The following is a 17357-nucleotide window of genomic DNA, read 5'->3' as shown; positions in this document are numbered from 1 at the left end:
CTATCGAGCTGCTCTTGTCATTTCATAAAGCTGATCATTCCCTGAGACTCTCCGTCGTAAAGTATACCAGGCTGAAATATGAGCAAATTCTTTTCTTCGATATCGAAATTCTGAAGCAGATAGGATTTTACCCTCCGTGCCCTTCTCTCTCCCAGCTCATAGAGCTCCTGCCGCTGCTTCTCGTCGAGGAGAGAGGCCTCGCCGGATTCGGAAACTTCTCCTGGCGCCACCCTCGGATATATATAGTAGGAAGCATCTTCCTGTTCTCTGACTCTTTCCGCAAGCCTCTCTCCCACCTCATTCAACGCTCTCTTATGCTCATCGGTAAGTTCGGCATTATTCTGCTCATAGATCAGCTCGGGGAGTTCGGTATTGATCAGTTTCTGCCCTATCTGGAGGCCAAGATACGCCAGAACTCCTCCTGGCCCCAGTACGGAATAAGCAAGCAGCGGCTGTACTGCCGTAGCGATGGAGTTGCTTAATGCCGTCACGATTATGTCGTTGTAATTGATATCGAGTTCGGAGAGGCTGCCTTCAATTGGAATTGTGAGCGTAACGATTCCATCTTCCTGCATAAAGCTCAAGGCTGTATCCAGTGGAATCGGTAATCTTCTGTTGAATTGCCGCAGCCGATCAGCTTCTACCGTTTTTGTGGAAATCTCGTCAATAATCAGCCTGTTGTCCATGTTGATGAAATCGCCTTGTATCTCCAGTTGCGATTCAAGTTCGAGCTTTCCGCCGGTCAGTCTGGCGCCGATAAGCTCAATGGAAAACGATGAAAGATTCTCCACCGGGTAACCCCGCAGATGCAGCTGCTGCTCCCATAACCGCGGTTCAGCCCATGGGGCTGCACTTCCGGAGGCAGTCAGTGGAGAATATTTATCGACGGAGCCAACTACTTCATAGGTCAGGGACTGCCCGGGATCAGCCAGATTTATATCGGCGATTTCCAGAGAATCAATGGTGAGCACCGCAGTAAAGGGATCAGCTTTGGTAGAATCCGAATACTTCAGCTCATTGGATCCGTTGAGCGTAACGCTGTCAATCCGCAGGGGGATCTCTGTGGGGCCCTGATCTTCCTCAGTTTTCTCCTGCTCGCCAGGGGCTTCTTCCCCAGCTTCCTCTTTCCTGGTATATTCGCCCTGCAGGCTCTCCCCGACAACCGATTGGATATGTGTTCCCTGCTCCTGAGACCAGCTCAACTCCGATACTTCAATACCGGCCAGTGAGGCCAGAGGCGCGTCATTTTCCAGTAATGGATCTGTTAGAAAACCAGCCTGCCCTCCGATGATTTGCGCAACTCTCACCTCCCTGCCTCCCTGGCCCGAAATCTGCCTTGCGGTTATATCCTCCATGGCAATGAGCCTTTCCCCGTTCAGGCTCTTGCTCAGCAGCGGCTGCTCGAACTGCACCACCTCAACGGTATACTCCTGAAGGTTTCCGCTGTTTATGGGGCCGATACTGAGTGAATCCAGGGCAAGTGCAAGCTCGCGGTCCCCTGAAGCCGGAAGGGCTATCTCCTGCATGGTGATGCCGGCAACGGCAAGATTTTCCAGATTAGTGACAATATCTGATATCTCCAGGACAGATGCCGAAAGATCAAGCCGCACTTCTCCCACAGATGGCAGGGATATATCCTCCACCCGGACAGCGCCGACCTCAATCCCCTCGAGATTCTCGCTGGCAACTTGAGATATTTCCAGCACAGAGGCGGAAAGATCGAGCCGTTCTCCACCCACAGATGGCAGGGATACATCTACCGCCCGGACAGCATCAATTGCCAGATCCTTCTGGTTTGAACCGGCAACTTCCGACACAACCACTGCAGAGGCGGCAAGGCCCAACTGCTGAGATCCCGCGGCGGGGAGATTTAATTCCTGTAAAAGGATAGAACCGATCTTGAAATTCTCCATCCTGGTGACAGTAATCTCCTCAAGACGCACAGTCTCGAGATTAAGGGAGAAGGGAATACGCTCGGAGGAATTTATGGCAAGGGGACCGCTGTCAACAGCAGGGATGCGGAGATTCCCCGAATCATCGCTCTTGATCTGCTCAATGATCAATGAATCCAGAGTAACGGCGATTTCTTCATCTTCCAGCAGTCTGCCATCTTCCATAGTCAGGGCGGCAGTGCCGGCAAAAAACTGCTCGGATTTCAATTCCACCGTAAAATCGCCGTCAACAGTTATGTTCCCCTGATTCCATCGTAGCTGCTGAGCTTTGAACCCGGTTCCTGTTTTTTCAGCAGCAAGTGAACCATCGATATACACAACAGCCGCTCCTTCCTCTGAAACTTCATAGCCGGCCACCCCCCTATACGTCATATCTGCGCTGCTCAGGGAATACTCTCCGGCTGTCAAATCAGTCTCCTCTGCTGTAGTTTCTCCATCATAGGCGACGGTAAAACCATCAGCCATAACGATCTCGGATTTGCCGACGCTGGTAAAATGCGGCAGGATTACTTCAACAGTGCCGGGCACAGCAAGAAAGAGTTCATCAACAACAATATTTCCGTCGGTGGAGAACTTTTGTTCCTTGCCATCGCCGCTGCCGCTATAATCTGCGATGCCCTGCCAGGATGCCGCGCTGCTGCTCAATCTTCCTTTTTCACCGGCAGCATCCACTTCAGAGAACGAAAGAGAGATGTCTGAGGAGATGGATACCTTTTCTGTCATTTCCAGTTGTACAGCTCCCTCTGCCGAAAATGCCTGCAAGCCGGCAGCAAGAGCCGTTTTTTTATCCCGGTAGCGCAGGGAACGAGCGGCAGCTACTCCCTTTATCCCGATTGCCGTCTTTTCTGCGGAGAATTTTTCATGGCTGATTTTTCCGTTCCAGCCGAGATCCCCCGAAACAGACAGGCCTTCACCTCCCAAGGCAGTTTCAAGAGCTTCGGCAGTGCCGTCAAAACGCCAGGAAAATCGCTCGTTATCTCTATTTTCAAAGGAAAACGAACCGGCGGTTGAGAGAGTACCATCTAATGCCGAAAGCTGTCGGCTCAGGAAACCTTCGAGGTCCTGCAGTGAGAATTCACTCAGCTTCAGCTTTCCGGAAAGCGAGAAAAAGGGTTCAAGCAAAAACCCGGAGAGTTCAACTTCCAGCGGAGCACCGTTAAGGTGCCCTGAGAGTGTGACCCGGCTTGATTCCTCGTTCGTACTGCTGCTGAATCCCCTGGCGCTGCCATTGTCGATAACCAACTGCAGATCGACCTCGTCCTGCCTGTAGCTGATGATTACATTGCTCAGGTCCACCTCTTCCGCCTGCAATGTCCATGGCGAAAAATCCTCCTCCGTTTTTTGTTTTTCCCCCGACTGGAGCCGGTATGAACCTATACTCAGAACTCCGCTGTCATCTCTATGAATGTCTATCAGCATATCCCGAAGAACGGCTTGCTCAACATGAATGTCTCTGTCGAAGAGAGAGGACATGCTGATATTGAGATGAAAGATATCATCGGAGTAAACGATTTCGCCACTCTTCTCTATGTCCACTCCGTTAAGGGTTAACCTGCCGGTAAATGGATTCAGATACATCTTCTCAATGGCAACACTGTTGGCACCATTCTCCAACAGCCATTGTCTCAAGAGATATTTCGAGCTCATCTGTAAAATGATAAAAAGCAGAGCGGCAACGGCTGCAACCAACAGAGAATAGCGGACAGTGCGTCCGAGAAGTGCTTGAACAAAAGAAGGCTTGTGCGTATCGCCCATAAATCTCCTTCGCCTGGAAAAATGACCGGATGAAAAAGGATTACTCAAGAAACGTGCCAATACCGCCATACAGGAGCACCCCGGCCTTTCCATAATCGATTTCCGGAATTTTCAGTGCAGCTATTAACGGCTGCACAACTGGCCTTGTTTATGCGTCGTGCCGACTTAATGTAGCGGAAGTAAGATGACGAATTTTTTGCAGGAGTGGAAATGAAGATGAACGAAATGCTGGAGCATCTTAAATCATGGTACAGGTTTATTTCATCCCGCATACCGCCCCTGGAATCGGCAATACTTTTGACTTCATTTCTTGCCGCGGCTGGAATCTGGGGATTTGTCGAACTTGCTGATGAAATGCTGGAGGGTGAGACTCACCATATTGATAAAGAAATTATCCTGGCGCTCCGCAATCCTGCCGATCTGTCCGATCCTGTCGGACCTCTATGGTTCGAAGAAATGATGCGGGATTTCACGGCACTGGGCGGCATCACCGTCTTAACCGCACTTTGCCTTGCCGCGGCAGGTTTTCTGATGCTGCAGAACAAAAAAGGAATGGCCCTCTTTATGACGGTTTCGGTTTTAAGTGGATTGCTGCTCAGCACAGTCCTTAAGTTCGGTTTCGACAGGCCCCGGCCCGACCTTGTTCCCCATGACCTCTATGTTTTCAGCGCCAGCTTTCCCAGTGGCCATTCGATGCTTTCCGCCATTGTGTTCCTCACCCTGGGAGGACTGCTGGCGCGCTACACCAGCCAAAAAAGATTAAAGCTGTATATTCTGGTTCTTTCGCTAATCACGACATTGCTGGTTGGCTTCAGCCGCATCTATCTCGGCGTCCACTGGCCTAGTGATGTGCTTGCCGGCTGGACGGCCGGCTCCTCCTGGGCTCTGATCAGCTGGATGCTGGCAATCCTGCTGCAGAGTCGGGGCCAAATAGAGCAGGAAAATTGATCAGGTAAAAAAGGGAGGCTTCACAAGGCTGACTAACTCGTCCGTAGCTATTATTGTATCAGTTCCCCGGCTCACCCTGTGCTGATCAATTTTGAGGCTGACTCTCCTGCACTTGATCGCTCTGTACCTGACCAGCGGATTTATCTGCCTCTACCGGCTCTGCTTCCTGCCAAACTGCCTGCGCATCTCCCGACTGTGTCTGCGTATCTTCCTGCTGCTTTACCGGCTCTTCCTCCACTATTCCCTGCATCTCCTCAACAGCCTGCCCGCGTTCCTGCCTGGCCTTTTCCAGCTCTGCCTGGGCTACCTCCTTTTCTTCCCTGGCCCTGGCCAGCTCTTCCTTAAGTCCGCGAATCTCCTCCCGTGCCGCGGAAATTTCGTCTTCGGCTTCCTGTATCCTCTGTTTTTGTTTTTCTACAACCTCATCGACCTTTTCACCTGCTTCTTCAGCCGGACCGTCGCACCCGCTTAAAGGGAAAAGCAGCAGACAGAGAAAGAGAAAACTTATAAATTTTTTGGGTCTCATCCGGACTCTCCTTTTGAATATACTTCCGTGTATTTGACATAACTGTTCATTTTCCTGATATCGTCTTTGGCAGGGATCGCCCGAAGTATGCTCAACCTTATTTTTTCAAAAGATGTCCTTGTCTTCGGCCCTAATAAGCGATGACCTGACGGTGCCTTCACTCAAGAGGCTCAGGGACAAAATTGTGACTCTTTTCTCACTACTTCAGGTCCGCTCTGGCTTTTTCAATTTCCTCCCGGCCTTGCTCGAACCGCTCTTTACTTGCGGCGATGACCTCTTCTTTGGTCCTGCCGACACTGCTGCCTACTCTGTCAATGGTGTCAGCAGCCCTGGTCGTCAGAATAGTCCGGGTTTCCTTCCCTGAACGAGGCGCCGTAAGAAATCCTGCCGTCAACCCCGCGGCAATGCCGGCCAGAGTTCCCATGACAATTTTCCCTCGCCCATTGGTCTTTTTGTGCCATCTCATATAGTTCTTATAATTTTTCATTTTTCCTCCTAACACTGTAGATTGCCATGCCGACGCTGCCTATTGTTCTCATTATTGAGCCGGTTGTCTATAGACATGTTTTTTAGTGGTTTTATTCAGGGGAGTGCGAAAAGCATGCCAGCCATGATTTACCGGAAATTCACCAATATTTTAAGAATATTAACCTTCTTGTTGAAAAACATAAAAGTTTAGAACTGCTTTCAAAGTCCGGTTCTGCTGGATATTTCCTGTTTTATCAGACAGGAGCATAATACCCGGTATTTTTCCGAGCAATCAGAATTGCCAATATACGTGACCGCATCAAAAAGACAGGAAAATAAGCTGAAAAAACTGTGCTCATTCTTCACCTGGTTTTCATTTTTTACAAACTGCCTATGGCAAAAGACAATAATCTGCATACCTTGTCCTGAAGAAGATAATGATTCATCCCAATCCTGGTAACCGATTGCGTTGAGAAAACTGCTTGCTGGAAAAAGATCTTTCGTATGGCAACGGGGACAATGAGGAGAAAAAATATGAATGATGCCCCACTTGTTATTCTAAATGGTAATGCCGGAGACAGAAATCATGATCAGATCAGGAAAGCTGCAGCACAGCGCGGCTATCGACTTGAGGAGACCAAATACGCAGGTCACGGAAAAGAAATTGCCCGCCGCGCTGCTTCCAGCGGTAACATTCTGATAGTGGCAGCCGGCGGAGACGGCACTGTCTGGGAGGTCGCCAACGGTATCATGAAAGCCGGGAAACCCGCGACCCTGGGTATCATCCCGCTGGGAACAGGCAATGACCTTTGCCGCAGCCTCGATATCGAACACGATATTGAGGCTGCTTTGCGAACCATCGAAACCGGCAGGGAGACAGATATCGACGTGGGCGAACTCACCGCCGGGAGTAGTAAAATTCTCTTTTTCAATGTTTCCTCATGCGGATTTGCAGGTGCGGTCGACAAACATCTGGAAGAGACAGATAAAGCAAACTGGAGGACACTTTCTTATATTAAATCAGGATTTACTGCTCTTAGCGAACTGGAACCCTTTCATGTCGACGTATTCTGCGAAGGCCAAAGCTGCGAAGAAGAAAAGATTAGCGCCGACGCCCTTAACGTGGTTGTGGGCAACGGCAGATTTGCGGCTTCGGGTATTCCGGTGGCCCCGAGGGCCAACCTGACCGACGGCAACCTGGATCTGGTACTTTATCTTGGACAGGGAATCTCTGATCAAATCTTTAACTCCAGGCTGATACTCAGCGGCGAGCAGGATCGTTCCGATACTATTTTATCGCTTCGTACACCGAAATTTGCTATGAAGTTTTCAAGGCCTCTCTCCATCAATTATGACGGTGAACTTCATGACGTAGAAGTCGATGAAGTTCATTACACTATTTATTCCAGACGCTTGAGGGTTATCGTTGGCAGAAATTTTTCCTGATACAGCCATAGAAGATTACCATAGACCACCGCCATACGCGGATGTGCTCATGGCACGATTCATCCGGAAACTGAAAAAGTATTCCGGTCGTCTACGTCCTTTTACCATACTGCCTTTCCACAGTTACGGCTGTGACGATACGGTGGTGATATGCGGCAGAGTCATCGAGAACCTGGAAAGCGGCTCCCCCAGGAAGGATGACCCCTGGTGGCGGAATCTTCGCAATATGACCAGGGTCTTCCTGCGCGCCAGAGCTGAAAAGGCGCACCTGACCGCAACTGTTAACGGCCAGTCCGTTTCCATAACAACCGATGACATCGGCTATTTCTGGGAAATAGTCACATTGCGGGAAAAACTGGAAAAGCCCGGTTGGGTAGATGTGCATTTTGTTCTTGAGCCGGTGAAGGGATATAGCGAAATCATGAATCAGAGCGGCGCCATCTTAAGCATGCCCTCCTCGGCGCCACTCTCGCCCGGTATCATAAGCGATATTGATGATACTATCCTGGAAACCTACGCTACTGATTTGCTCTTGAGCGCCAGGATGACCTTTATCAATAATTCCACGACACGCATCGCCATTGCAGGAATGGCGGAGTTATATAAGACCATTGTCCGTACAACTCCTCTGCTCTCTCCTGTTTTTTATATAACCAGTTCGAGCTGGAGTCTCTATGGCCTCATGAATGATTTTCTGGAACTGCAGGATTTTCCCAAGGGTCCTCTGCTGATGCAGAAAATCGGAATGGCCAACAACAAACTGATCCGCAGAGGTCATGGCCACAAAACTCAAAAAATCGAAACTGTTTTAAAAATTGCCAAAGATCTGCCCTTTTTTCTTTTCGGTGATAATGGGCAGGCCGACCGGCAAATCTACTTTGAGATTGCCAGCCGCTATCCAGAAAGAATAGCGGCCGTCTGTATCCGGGTGGCCCGGGAGAAGTCGAAGCCTTTTACGGCAGATTACAAGAGCCTGGGCATACCCTACTTCGAGTTTGAAGACGGCTTTTCCCTGCGGGAAAAATTATTTGAGAAAGGATTGCTCACTCGACCGTAGATTCCAAAATACCACCGCCTCTTCGACAGGCACTTGCTGCAGAATTTTCTTTTTCTGCTGATGAAGAAAACGTGCTTCGAGGACAGACAGCGTTTTCCGGTCCGCAGGAAAAAAGTTCTTCATCCGCCTCTTTCTCATCAGATCATACAACCAATGCGCGGCAAAGCCGAACTCGGCTTCGGTATGCATAGCTTTGGTCCTGAACTGTACCTCGAACACACCAGGCGGAGCTGTTACAGTAGTGTGCAGAGACTGATAGCCATTGCGCTTTGGCCGTAGGATATAGTCTTTCACACGTCCGGTCACCGGCTTGTATTTTTTATGCAGAACGCTTAGGGCCTGATAGCATGAGTCGATGTCGTCTACAAGAACACGCACGGCAATGAGATCATAGACTCGGGTGATATCCATGTCGTACTTACGCAGCTTCCGGTAAGTACTGTGAATTCCTTTTGACCTGCCCTGAATACCAAGAATTCCGATATTTTCCTCCTTCAGCACCTGCTCTACCGCGGCGATAATTTTAGAGACATCCATGCCGGTATCGTTCAGCAATGACTCCCGGATTTTTTTTGTGCGGCGGAATTCGATGGGGCGAAGATAGCGAAAACACATATCATCCAGTCGTCGGGACCTGAACCTGGCCAGTTCTACATTACTCTCACTGGACTGAGGCAGATGTATTCCCCGTGAATGTTTCTCCTGTATTTTTACAGGAATTTCCGCCGGCAAATGATGGAATGATGATTTTTGCATATCCTCCAACCTCTTTCAATAGGGATTGATCTTTTTTTCTATCCTAATCAAGACTGCCAGGGATACCTTGAAAAACATCGGTATGAAGGCAAGTGCCATACCGATAGCAAGATGCATACCACAGCGCAACAGAGGATGGTACATGAAGTTATAATTCTGAATATACAGCTCATTTTCAATAAAATAAAAATTTCCGCTCTGGAATCACTGGAAGTTCGATCCGCATTTTCCTGTTGATTGAGATGGTAAACGAGGTATGGGAATGAACACATTCTGTAGGCAGCAGGATAGATGCATCCCTTCGCAATAAAGAAAAAATAAAGCATCAGCAACGGGTAGTGACATTAGCCAGCTTGTCCTCCTCGGTAGGACGTATTCCTGCGGGACAGTAAAAGCGGTCACCCATCAACCAGATGGATTCCGGCAGCTCGCCAGCTTTGCGGTATCCCGGGTTGGGGATGAAGACAGTGCCGCTCCCAGTGCTGCCGGATCAGAAAGATTGACGGACCTGCGACCACGATCGGCCCGAAAAAGTAAGGTGGCGAAAGTGTGTGCCGACTAAGCGTGCTCATTTCCGGAAGAGAGACTGTTTATTACCTCGGCCAGTTCCTGCGGAGTCTTCGCAATCCTGTCAGCGCCGTTCTCCTGCAGTTCAGCCGCACCACGGAAGCCCCAGAGAATCCCAATGGTATACATGCCGGCAGATTTTCCAGTCTGCATGTCGATACTGGTATCACCGATATAAATGCACTCATCGGGAGTGCTTCCGAATCGTCCGGCAATTTCCAGCGCCCCGGCAGGATCGGGTTTTCTCGGAATTTCCGACCGTTGCCCGAAAACCTGTCCAAAGGTCCCTTCCGGGAAGAAATAATCGACACACATCAGGGTAAAATCATGCGGTTTGTTGGAAAGAATGCCAAGTTGAAAACCTTTCTTTTCCAGAAGGGCAAGAAGCTGCATCACACCTTCATAGGGTCTGGTCCTGCGGTTCCAATATCGGGAATACAAGGTTTTAAAACGATTGAAGCAGGCCTGCTTCTCTGAATCGGTTGCCGAATCCGGAGTTATCCTTTCAACCAAGGTCTGCATCCCTTCTCCTACAAAAAATTTATAGGCATCCGGCGGGTGAACCGGATAGCCTTGTTCCTCAAGTACCTGGTTGCCTGTCTCGGCCAGATCATCCAGGGTATCGAGAAGTGTGCCGTCGAGATCAAAAATCACTGCGGAATATAACATGGTCGTTTTCTCAAAGTTGAAGGTTTGCTGAAGTACCGCATGGCTGCAGAAAAACACCTGACTCTCTTCATGTATAGGGTATACAGAAACACTTTGCACTGAAAAAATACTCCGCTCTCCGGCGGAACACGCCGCGCTATCATGCAACATTAATATTGCACCTTGCGGCCTTTCCCTGGACACCATGAGCTATTCAATAATCTGAAATTATACCATTTTTACGAAATGCCTCAAATGGGTTGCAGCCTTCCGAAAATACTTTACCGAAACGGCAAGGATCATATCATAAGGAACAGCCGATTCTCCCCGGTATTGTGTACGAACTCAGCCGCATAACATGCAACACAATCGTTGCACGAAGCTGATCGAGCGTCACACCAGGGAAAACAGCTCTTCTGCACAGATGAACATATATCCCTTATACTATTCACATAAATTCAAAAAATGTTCGATATATTTGGCCCGGGCATGATTTCTGCTATTAGTGATCACATGAAGAATACGGGAAGAACATATGGATCCTTGAGATCATGCGGCGACTTCTGTAAATGCAACCCCGGCCTGCCGAGGACCTCGCGGGCGATACCGCTAAATTTATTAAAACTTTAGGAGAAACAATGACACGTGAAAAGATATACAGCGTGTGCGGCATGTGCACCGTTCGATGTCCCATAGTTGCGGAGGTGGAAAACGGAAACATCGCTTTTCTGCAGGGAAACCCTCATGCACCTAATGTCGATGGTGGCCTGTGCGCCCGCGGTGCTGCGGCGCCGGGACTGATATATGACCGAGAAAGACCCCAGACGCCGATGATCCGTGCCGGTAATCGCGGCGAGGGAAAATGGCGAAAAGTGAGCTGGGACGAAGCATTCGATTATGTCGCTGAAAAACTGCAGAAGATCATCGACGCCCATGGAGCCAGAAGCATCCTTCTCACCGATCGTGGCGGACCTTTCAGAGATCTGCACCGAGCATTCCTCAAGGGCCTGGGCTCACCGAACTACTGCAATCATGATGGTTCCTGCGCCCGAAACGTGCAGCATGCCGCACTATCCTCATACGGCTTCGGCCGCAAGGGAGTGGTTTACGATCTTAAAAACGCCAAACACGTGGTCCTCCAGTCCCGCAACATGCTTGAAGCTATCAACGTGCGCGAGGTCAGCGAACTCACCGATGCCCTGGAAGACGGCTGCAAACTCACCGTCATCGACATTCGTACCAATGTTTCGGCCACTAAGGCAGATACCTTTTTCCAAGTGCGCCCCGGCTCTGATTACGCATTCAATCTTGCCGTTCTTCATGAGATCATCACCCACAATCTCTACGATCGGGAGTATGTCCAAAGACATTTCAAAGATTTTGAACACCTTGAAAACTTCATTCAACCGTACAGTCCGGAATGGGCCGAGAATGAAACAGGAGTAAGCGCGGCATCTCTAAAAACCTTCGTACGCGACCTGGTCGAGGCGGCACCCGCCGTCATCTGGCACCCGGGATGGATGACTGCCCGTTATAAAGATTCTTTTTATATGTCCCGAGCAGCGTATCTGATCAATGCCCTGCTTGGATCAGTGGGCGCCGAGGGGGGACTGCCCATCGTCAACAAACCTGGCGATTTCGGACGGAAGGGTCTTAAGTCATTCATGGATCTTTTTGAAAAACCAGTGGACAAGCGGGCCGATGGAGTTGGCTGGAAGTATCCTCATTTCGAGGCCGGTCCCGGCATCGCTCAACTTGCCTACAAGGCCATAGAAACACAGGATCCTTATCCGCTGAAGGCGTATATCGCCTATCGCCACGATCCGCTGATGGGTTTTGCCGATCCGGACCGCCAGATAAAGGTTTTCGAAAATCTTGATCTTCTTGTGGCTGTGACCTTCTCATGGTCTGACACAGCCTGGTATTCCGATGTTGTCCTGCCGTTGTCCCCCTTTCTTGAACGCGAAAGCACCATTGCCACCAAAGGCGACCTGGTCCCCTATATGTTTGTCCGCAAAAGAGCCCTGGCGCCGCGCTACAACACCCTGGCCGACTGGGAAATCATTTCCGGGCTCTCCAAAAGAATGGGGCTCGACCAGTTGGTGTTCGACAATATCGAAGATATCTGGAAGTTCCAGCTTGAAGGAAGCGGCGTTTCCATAGAAGATTTCGATAAAACCGGGCTGGTCTACCTGGGCGAAAAGTCGAAATATCGGAATGTTGAAACCGACAAAATCTTCAAAACCGCTTCAGGCAAGGTTGAAGTCATCGACGAAAAGCTGGAGAGCCAGGGAATTCCCTCCCTGGCGCCCTATGTCGGCCCTGACAAACCTGGCAAAGGCCAGTTTCGCATAACCTTCGGTCGCGTAGCCGTTCACACCCAGGGCCACACCGTCAACAACCCCCTGCTTTTTGAATTGATGCCGGAAAACACTCTGGTGATCAATGACAAAAAAGCCGCAGAGCTGGACATCGCCAGCGGCGACCTGGTGGAAGTTTCCAACAACGGATATTCCGAGCGTATTCGCGCCGAGGTTACAGATCAGATTCACCCCGAAGCGGTATTTGTCGTTCATGGCTTTGGTCACCGTCTGCCCGTGGAGAGCCTGGCATACGGCAGAGGTCTTGCCGATAACCGCTTCATGCCCGACGGCAACGAAATCTACGACAAGGCAGGTGGAGCTGTGGCCTTTCAGGAACATTTTGTCACGGTCAGGAAAGTATCTGTCGAAGAAACTGAAGAAAACAAGGCATAGCGCATACCAGATCGTTTAAGGAGAATATCAATGAGTCAATATCATATATTTCAAGATACCAAGCGCTGCATCAATTGCCGTGCCTGTGAAGTACAGTGTAAAGTCAACAAACAGCTTCCTCCGGGTCCGAAGCCTACCCGGGTGATAACAGTCGGTCCGAAGATGGTGGGAAACCTGCCGCGGGCCTCCTATATTTTCATGCCATGCTTTCACTGCGCCAAGCCTTGGTGTGTGGCCGCATGTCCGACAGGCGCCATGCAGAAACGGTCGGAAGACGGCATCGTCTTTGTCGACCAGGAGGCCTGTGTCGGCTGCAAGGCCTGCATCCGGGCCTGTCCCTGGGGTGCTCCTCAATGGAGCAAAGAGACTCGCAAGGTGGTCAAATGCGACTACTGCATGGACCGTATCGACCAGGGACTGAAGCCCGCCTGCGTCACCATCTGCATGACCAAAGCCCTCTCCTTCGGAGATGATGTCACATCCCTCACGGCCATCCGCAGAGAGCGCTACGCCCGGGCGGTGGCTGAACTCAATTGATGGAGTCGATGAACACTGCTGAACAGGCACTGACCGGACAGCTTGATATTTAAAAACAGCCTCCTGCTGCACGGCAGGAGTGCATTCAGATATATTGGATAGACAATGAAGCAACCAACATGCCCTGTTACTGCGAGTCTTCAAGCAGTCGAACAGGCGCTGGCGGGAAACGGACTCACAACTCCCCGCGGCCGGCGCCTTACAGAAGACATCCAGTTGTTGTTAAGAGACATTGCCTCAGGACGGGCAAGTGCGGATCATCTGGCCACCGTGGATTCCCTGGTGGGAGAACTCCTCGAGTTCAGTCAAGACTCCGATATTGCCCGGCTTGGAACCCTGCTGCATGCAACCCTGGAAAACTCCCGGGAAACGTTCATCAGCCACATAGACACCCATAACTGCGCCACCGGCGACTGTCTGAAACTGGTGCCGGCCCCCTGCCAGATGACATGCCCGGCCGGAATCGACATCCCCTCGTACGTCAACCTGATTGCCATGGGTCGTGACATGGAGGCTATCGAACTCATCCGCCGGGACAACCCTTTTCCATGGGTATGCGGGCTGGTCTGTACCCGTCCCTGTGAACTGATGTGCGTTCGTGGACGGATCGACAGTCCTGTATCCATCAAGTTTCTCAAGGCCTTTTCCGCAGAAAAGGCACTTTCGGACAGACGGTATCATAATCCGAAAAAGGCGCCCGATACAAAGCACAAGGTGGCGATCGTAGGGGCAGGTCCAGCCGGCCTGACCGCCGCCTATTATCTGGCACTCAAGGGCCATGGCGTCCGAATAATCGAATCGCTTCCCATGGCAGGAGGCATGACCATGGTTGGCATTCCCCGCTACCGCCTGCCGCGCGAGGTTATCGATCTTGAAGTTGCGATGCTGCAGCAGCTGGGAATCGAATTTTGTTTCAACACCCGTTTCGGCACCGATATTGATATGGAGTCACTGAAGAAGGAAGGTTTCGATGCCTTCCTGTTTGCCATAGGTGCACATGGCAGCTATCAGTTGAATATTACCGGAGAAAAGGAATATAATGGTGTACACAGCTCCATCGATTTCCTGCGCAGGGTCGCTCTTGGAGACAGGCAACCTGTGGGACGAAACGTCATTATCGTCGGCGGAGGGAATGTAGCCATAGACGCTGCACGTACGGCTATCCGGCTGGGAGCAGAAAATGTCACCCTCGCCTATCGGCGGACGCGCCATGAAATGCCCGCCGACGAGGAAGAAGTAGAGCAGGCAGAGGAGGAAGGCGTTCATCTCTCATTCTTGACAATACCCATTGAGATTCTGGGAGAAGACGGCAAGGTTACCGCCATTAAATGCCTGCGTGCAAGAATGGAAAAACGCGAGGGGAGCGACCGCCTCTCACCCGTACCGGTGGAGGGCAGTGATTTCCTCATCCAGACCGATGCGGTCATCGCCGCCATTGGCCAGCAGATAGAGAGGGAGTGCCTGCAATCAATAGATGAACTGCAGTGGTCTCGCCGCAATACCATTATGGCCGAAATGGTAACCATGGGGACCGGCATAGCGGGAGTTTTCGCAGCCGGCGACGCCGTCACCGGACCGGCTACTGTTGTCGAGGCCATCGGTGGCGGAAAACGAGCCGCCGAGGCCATCAACCGGTATTTCGAGGGCATTCCGCAACCCACTCTGCTGCCCGTTCCCAAACGCCGCGCCCGCACGAAATGGCTTGAGGTCCCGGCAACCTCACGGATGACCCTGCGCCGCCCGGAAATGCCCTTGCTCAATATGGAACGAAGACGCATCACCTTTCAGCAGGTGGAGCTCGGCTATTCAGAGAATGCGGCCCGTGAGGAAGCACGTCGCTGCCTGCGCTGCGACATCTGCCTGCGCTGCGGAAAATGTGTGCGCACCTGCAGGGACCAGATGGGAATCGATGCCCTGCAGTTTGGCTATTTCGACTTCGACAATCCCGGACCAAGTGATTTCCGCATTACCGAAGAACGCTGCATTCTTTGCGGAGCATGCGCCGCCAACTGTCCGAATGACGCAATCCGCATCGAGGACCGGGGGAATGAACGAATCCTGTCGCTATGCGGCACCATTCTCAATCGTCAGCCGTTGGTATCGTGCAGCGGCTGCGGCACCGTTCTGGGACCTGCGCGATATCTTGATTTTGTAAAAGAAAAAACAAAATCCATTGCTCAGGTGAATCAGGTTACCGGTGCTCTGTGCAACGATTGTGCACGCAGCGAAGCAGCCCATTCCAAGGCTGACAATATCGCATTGCGCTAAAAACAAGGGAGAGCAACCATGACACAATTCAGACGTGGTCAGCATGTCGAGGTATATCGCAGCAGCGCAGATGAAAACTGGCAACCGTACATGGAGACATATATCGGCTGTCATGGGATAGTAACAGATCCAGATACCGTCATTAATGATCCGGATGCAATGATCGAAGTCAGCCTTGACGGACATGGGACGCACAGACTTCCCCAAGACTGCCTTCGTTCTATTTAGCGTCTGTCAGGAAATGATCATTTTGGGAATCTCTACGCTTTCTTGTCATGAGAGAAAACGGCAAGGGAAGTTATGAGGCTCCGACTAGTCAAAGGACCAGTGCCATTCAGGACAGGACCCTTTTTCATAATACTCAAGCAACAGGGCAGCCATGCAATTCAGGAATCTCGATGAAGCCATTGACTTCGCCATAGAGAAAGAAAGAGAAGCGGCCGACTTCTACCGCCGGATAAGTGAACAGGAATCATTGAATAATAAAGAAATGTTTTTGGAGTTTTGTCGGGAAGAAGAAAAACACGAAGAACTCCTGAAGCAGCTCAAATCTGGCAAGACAACAGGAGAGCTCGACAATTACAAATGGAAATGGATTATAGATATCAAGCGCAGCAATTATGTGGAGAAAATCGAATATAAAGCAGGCATGACCTACAGGGAAATTTTGATGCTTGCCTCCAAGCGTGAGGAACAGGCGCTGGCCATGTATAACCAATTTCTCAAGGGAGCTGAAAACGACCACGAGAAAAAGCTCTTCAAAATGCTTTGTCAGGAGGAAGCCCGCCACAAACTGGCAATCGAAGGCATGTTGGATGACTTCATGGCTGAAATGGGCGACTGAAAGCGAAAATGGCTCCGGGGAGCACCAGTGATCGCTGTCCTATTTTTGCTGCCCCCCATGCTTCTGGTATAATAATTGCTCCTTTTATGTACGTTGAGGTTTTAGCCCCGTGCCGCTGACGGGGCTATGGACCTAACCGACAGTAAAAGGAGGAGCACCATGACGGAATTGAAAGCAAGCCCGGTTCTGGATAAAATGGTTCAATCCGCCCATATCTGGGTAAAGGACATAATGTATGAACTTAATCTGAGTGATCCTGATCAGGCGTACCATGTGCTGCGCACCACACTGCAGGCTCTGCGGGACCGTCTGCCGCCTGCCGAGGCAGTGCATCTTGGAGCTCAATTGCCCACATTAATCCGCGGGGTATATTACGAAGGCTGGAAGATTGCAGACAAGCCGCTGAAGATTCGCAAAAAAGAAGAATTCTACGAACATATCTCCGAACTCTACAATGCACCGCTGGCAGTGGAACAGGAAACCGCCGCTCGTGCGGTGTTCAAACTGCTGTACCACCACCTTTCCGAGGGAGAAGTTAAAAAGATTAAAGAAATAACTCCCGTAAAACTACAGGAATTATGGCCACATAAGGTGTGACATCACGGAGAGAACAGTTGAACTATTGCTCTTCAGCTTTTGCATTCTTTCTGCACCCTGCGTTCCGTTCAGATCAAAGATGCCGGTAGCAAACGAAAAAGACTTGCCCGATTGCTGTTCTCTTCTAAACATATCCATAGCCTCACACGTCCTGTCCTGACAAGCAGGATTTGTCTCATATCGCAGGACGCCGGAATCTGTTGGCAGATTCCGGCGTAATATAAAAGAGAGC

Annotated in this window: 14 protein-coding genes; 9 read left to right on the top strand and 5 right to left on the bottom strand. The window is 50.6% G+C overall.

Going from position 1 to position 17357, the window contains the following annotated elements; translation table 11 throughout:
* Positions 1-17 precede the first annotated feature (17 nt).
* Positions 18-3707, bottom strand: a complete 3690-nt coding sequence (locus JWG88_RS12230; RefSeq protein WP_205234058.1) for a DUF748 domain-containing protein — start codon at positions 3705-3707, stop codon at positions 18-20.
* Positions 3708-3917: 210 nt separating this feature from the next.
* Between JWG88_RS12230 and JWG88_RS12225 the strand changes: the two genes are divergently transcribed.
* A complete protein-coding gene (locus JWG88_RS12225) occupies positions 3918-4655 on the top strand; it encodes a phosphatase PAP2 family protein (protein ID WP_205234057.1) in 738 nt (245 codons plus the stop codon).
* Positions 4656-4740: 85 nt separating this feature from the next.
* Here JWG88_RS12225 and JWG88_RS12220 read toward each other — a convergent pair whose 3' ends face one another.
* On the bottom strand, positions 4741-5181 hold the full coding sequence (locus JWG88_RS12220) for a hypothetical protein (RefSeq protein WP_205234056.1): 441 nt from the start codon (positions 5179-5181) through the stop codon (positions 4741-4743).
* Positions 5182-5380: 199 nt separating this feature from the next.
* Positions 5381-5668: a YtxH domain-containing protein gene (locus tag JWG88_RS12215; RefSeq protein ID WP_205234055.1), complete on the bottom strand. Its 288-nt coding sequence runs from the start codon at positions 5666-5668 to the stop codon at positions 5381-5383.
* Between the two features lie 515 nt (positions 5669-6183).
* On the opposite strand from JWG88_RS12215, the gene JWG88_RS12210 reads away from it, so the two are divergent.
* Positions 6184-7095, top strand: coding sequence for a diacylglycerol/lipid kinase family protein (locus JWG88_RS12210; RefSeq protein WP_205234054.1), 912 nt, complete (start codon positions 6184-6186; stop codon positions 7093-7095).
* A gap of 49 nt (positions 7096-7144) precedes the next feature.
* Positions 7145-8152, top strand: coding sequence for a phosphatase domain-containing protein (locus JWG88_RS12205; RefSeq protein WP_205234053.1), 1008 nt, complete (start codon positions 7145-7147; stop codon positions 8150-8152).
* Here the strand turns inward: JWG88_RS12205 and JWG88_RS12200 are convergent.
* Both JWG88_RS12200 and JWG88_RS12195 read right to left on the bottom strand, forming a co-directional pair.
* A complete protein-coding gene (locus JWG88_RS12200) occupies positions 8120-8908 on the bottom strand; it encodes a RelA/SpoT-related domain-containing protein (protein ID WP_205234052.1) in 789 nt (262 codons plus the stop codon). The two genes, JWG88_RS12205 and JWG88_RS12200, sit on opposite strands and share 33 nt — an antisense overlap.
* Before the next feature lie 558 nt (positions 8909-9466).
* Positions 9467-10144 (bottom strand): HAD family hydrolase, encoded by a 678-nt coding sequence (locus JWG88_RS12195; protein WP_205234051.1) that lies wholly within the window; start codon positions 10142-10144, stop codon positions 9467-9469.
* 617 nt (positions 10145-10761) lie between these two features.
* Between JWG88_RS12195 and JWG88_RS12190 the strand changes: the two genes are divergently transcribed.
* From JWG88_RS12190 to JWG88_RS12165, 6 genes are all read left to right on the top strand, one after another.
* The gene (locus JWG88_RS12190) at positions 10762-12879 is read left to right on the top strand and encodes a molybdopterin-containing oxidoreductase family protein (RefSeq protein ID WP_205234050.1); all 2118 of its coding nucleotides are present in this window, start codon (positions 10762-10764) and stop codon (positions 12877-12879) included.
* Positions 12880-12909: 30 nt separating this feature from the next.
* Positions 12910-13416, top strand: a complete 507-nt coding sequence (locus JWG88_RS12185) for a 4Fe-4S dicluster domain-containing protein (RefSeq protein WP_205234049.1) — start codon at positions 12910-12912, stop codon at positions 13414-13416.
* A gap of 105 nt (positions 13417-13521) precedes the next feature.
* Complete coding sequence (locus JWG88_RS12180; protein WP_205234048.1) at positions 13522-15684, top strand: FAD-dependent oxidoreductase; 2163 nt, start codon at positions 13522-13524, stop codon at positions 15682-15684.
* An 18-nt stretch (positions 15685-15702) separates the two neighbouring features.
* Entirely contained in the window at positions 15703-15912 is a 210-nt protein-coding gene (locus JWG88_RS12175) for a hypothetical protein (protein WP_205234047.1), read from the top strand.
* A 151-nt stretch (positions 15913-16063) separates the two neighbouring features.
* Complete coding sequence (locus JWG88_RS12170) at positions 16064-16528, top strand: ferritin family protein (protein WP_205234046.1); 465 nt, start codon at positions 16064-16066, stop codon at positions 16526-16528.
* 159 nt (positions 16529-16687) lie between these two features.
* A complete protein-coding gene (locus tag JWG88_RS12165; RefSeq protein WP_205234045.1) occupies positions 16688-17125 on the top strand; it encodes a DUF2267 domain-containing protein in 438 nt (145 codons plus the stop codon).
* The last annotated feature ends 232 nt before the right edge of the window (positions 17126-17357 follow it).

This window comes from Desulfopila inferna, from assembly GCF_016919005.1.
Taxonomy (GTDB): Bacteria; Desulfobacterota; Desulfobulbia; order Desulfobulbales; family Desulfocapsaceae; genus Desulfopila_A; species Desulfopila_A inferna.
The sequence above is the reverse complement of the archived record's forward strand: the minus strand, read 5'-3'. Positions and strand labels throughout refer to the sequence as shown.

What these genes read in the sequence shown, in the direction of transcription:
- JWG88_RS12230 (WP_205234058.1), bottom strand. Translation starts at nt 3,707, where the DNA reads ATGGGCGATACGCACAAGCCTTCTTTTGTTCAAGCACTTCTCGGACGC.
- JWG88_RS12225 (WP_205234057.1), top strand. Translation starts at nt 3,918, where the DNA reads ATGAAGATGAACGAAATGCTGGAGCATCTTAAATCATGGTACAGGTTT.
- JWG88_RS12220 (WP_205234056.1), bottom strand. Translation starts at nt 5,181, where the DNA reads ATGAGACCCAAAAAATTTATAAGTTTTCTCTTTCTCTGTCTGCTGCTT.
- JWG88_RS12215 (WP_205234055.1), bottom strand. Translation starts at nt 5,668, where the DNA reads ATGAAAAATTATAAGAACTATATGAGATGGCACAAAAAGACCAATGGG.
- JWG88_RS12210 (WP_205234054.1), top strand. Translation starts at nt 6,184, where the DNA reads ATGAATGATGCCCCACTTGTTATTCTAAATGGTAATGCCGGAGACAGA.
- JWG88_RS12205 (WP_205234053.1), top strand. Translation starts at nt 7,145, where the DNA reads ATGGCACGATTCATCCGGAAACTGAAAAAGTATTCCGGTCGTCTACGT.
- JWG88_RS12200 (WP_205234052.1), bottom strand. Translation starts at nt 8,908, where the DNA reads ATGCAAAAATCATCATTCCATCATTTGCCGGCGGAAATTCCTGTAAAA.
- JWG88_RS12195 (WP_205234051.1), bottom strand. Translation starts at nt 10,144, where the DNA reads ATGTTATATTCCGCAGTGATTTTTGATCTCGACGGCACACTTCTCGAT.
- JWG88_RS12190 (WP_205234050.1), top strand. Translation starts at nt 10,762, where the DNA reads ATGACACGTGAAAAGATATACAGCGTGTGCGGCATGTGCACCGTTCGA.
- JWG88_RS12185 (WP_205234049.1), top strand. Translation starts at nt 12,910, where the DNA reads ATGAGTCAATATCATATATTTCAAGATACCAAGCGCTGCATCAATTGC.
- JWG88_RS12180 (WP_205234048.1), top strand. Translation starts at nt 13,522, where the DNA reads ATGAAGCAACCAACATGCCCTGTTACTGCGAGTCTTCAAGCAGTCGAA.
- JWG88_RS12175 (WP_205234047.1), top strand. Translation starts at nt 15,703, where the DNA reads ATGACACAATTCAGACGTGGTCAGCATGTCGAGGTATATCGCAGCAGC.
- JWG88_RS12170 (WP_205234046.1), top strand. Translation starts at nt 16,064, where the DNA reads ATGCAATTCAGGAATCTCGATGAAGCCATTGACTTCGCCATAGAGAAA.
- JWG88_RS12165 (WP_205234045.1), top strand. Translation starts at nt 16,688, where the DNA reads ATGACGGAATTGAAAGCAAGCCCGGTTCTGGATAAAATGGTTCAATCC.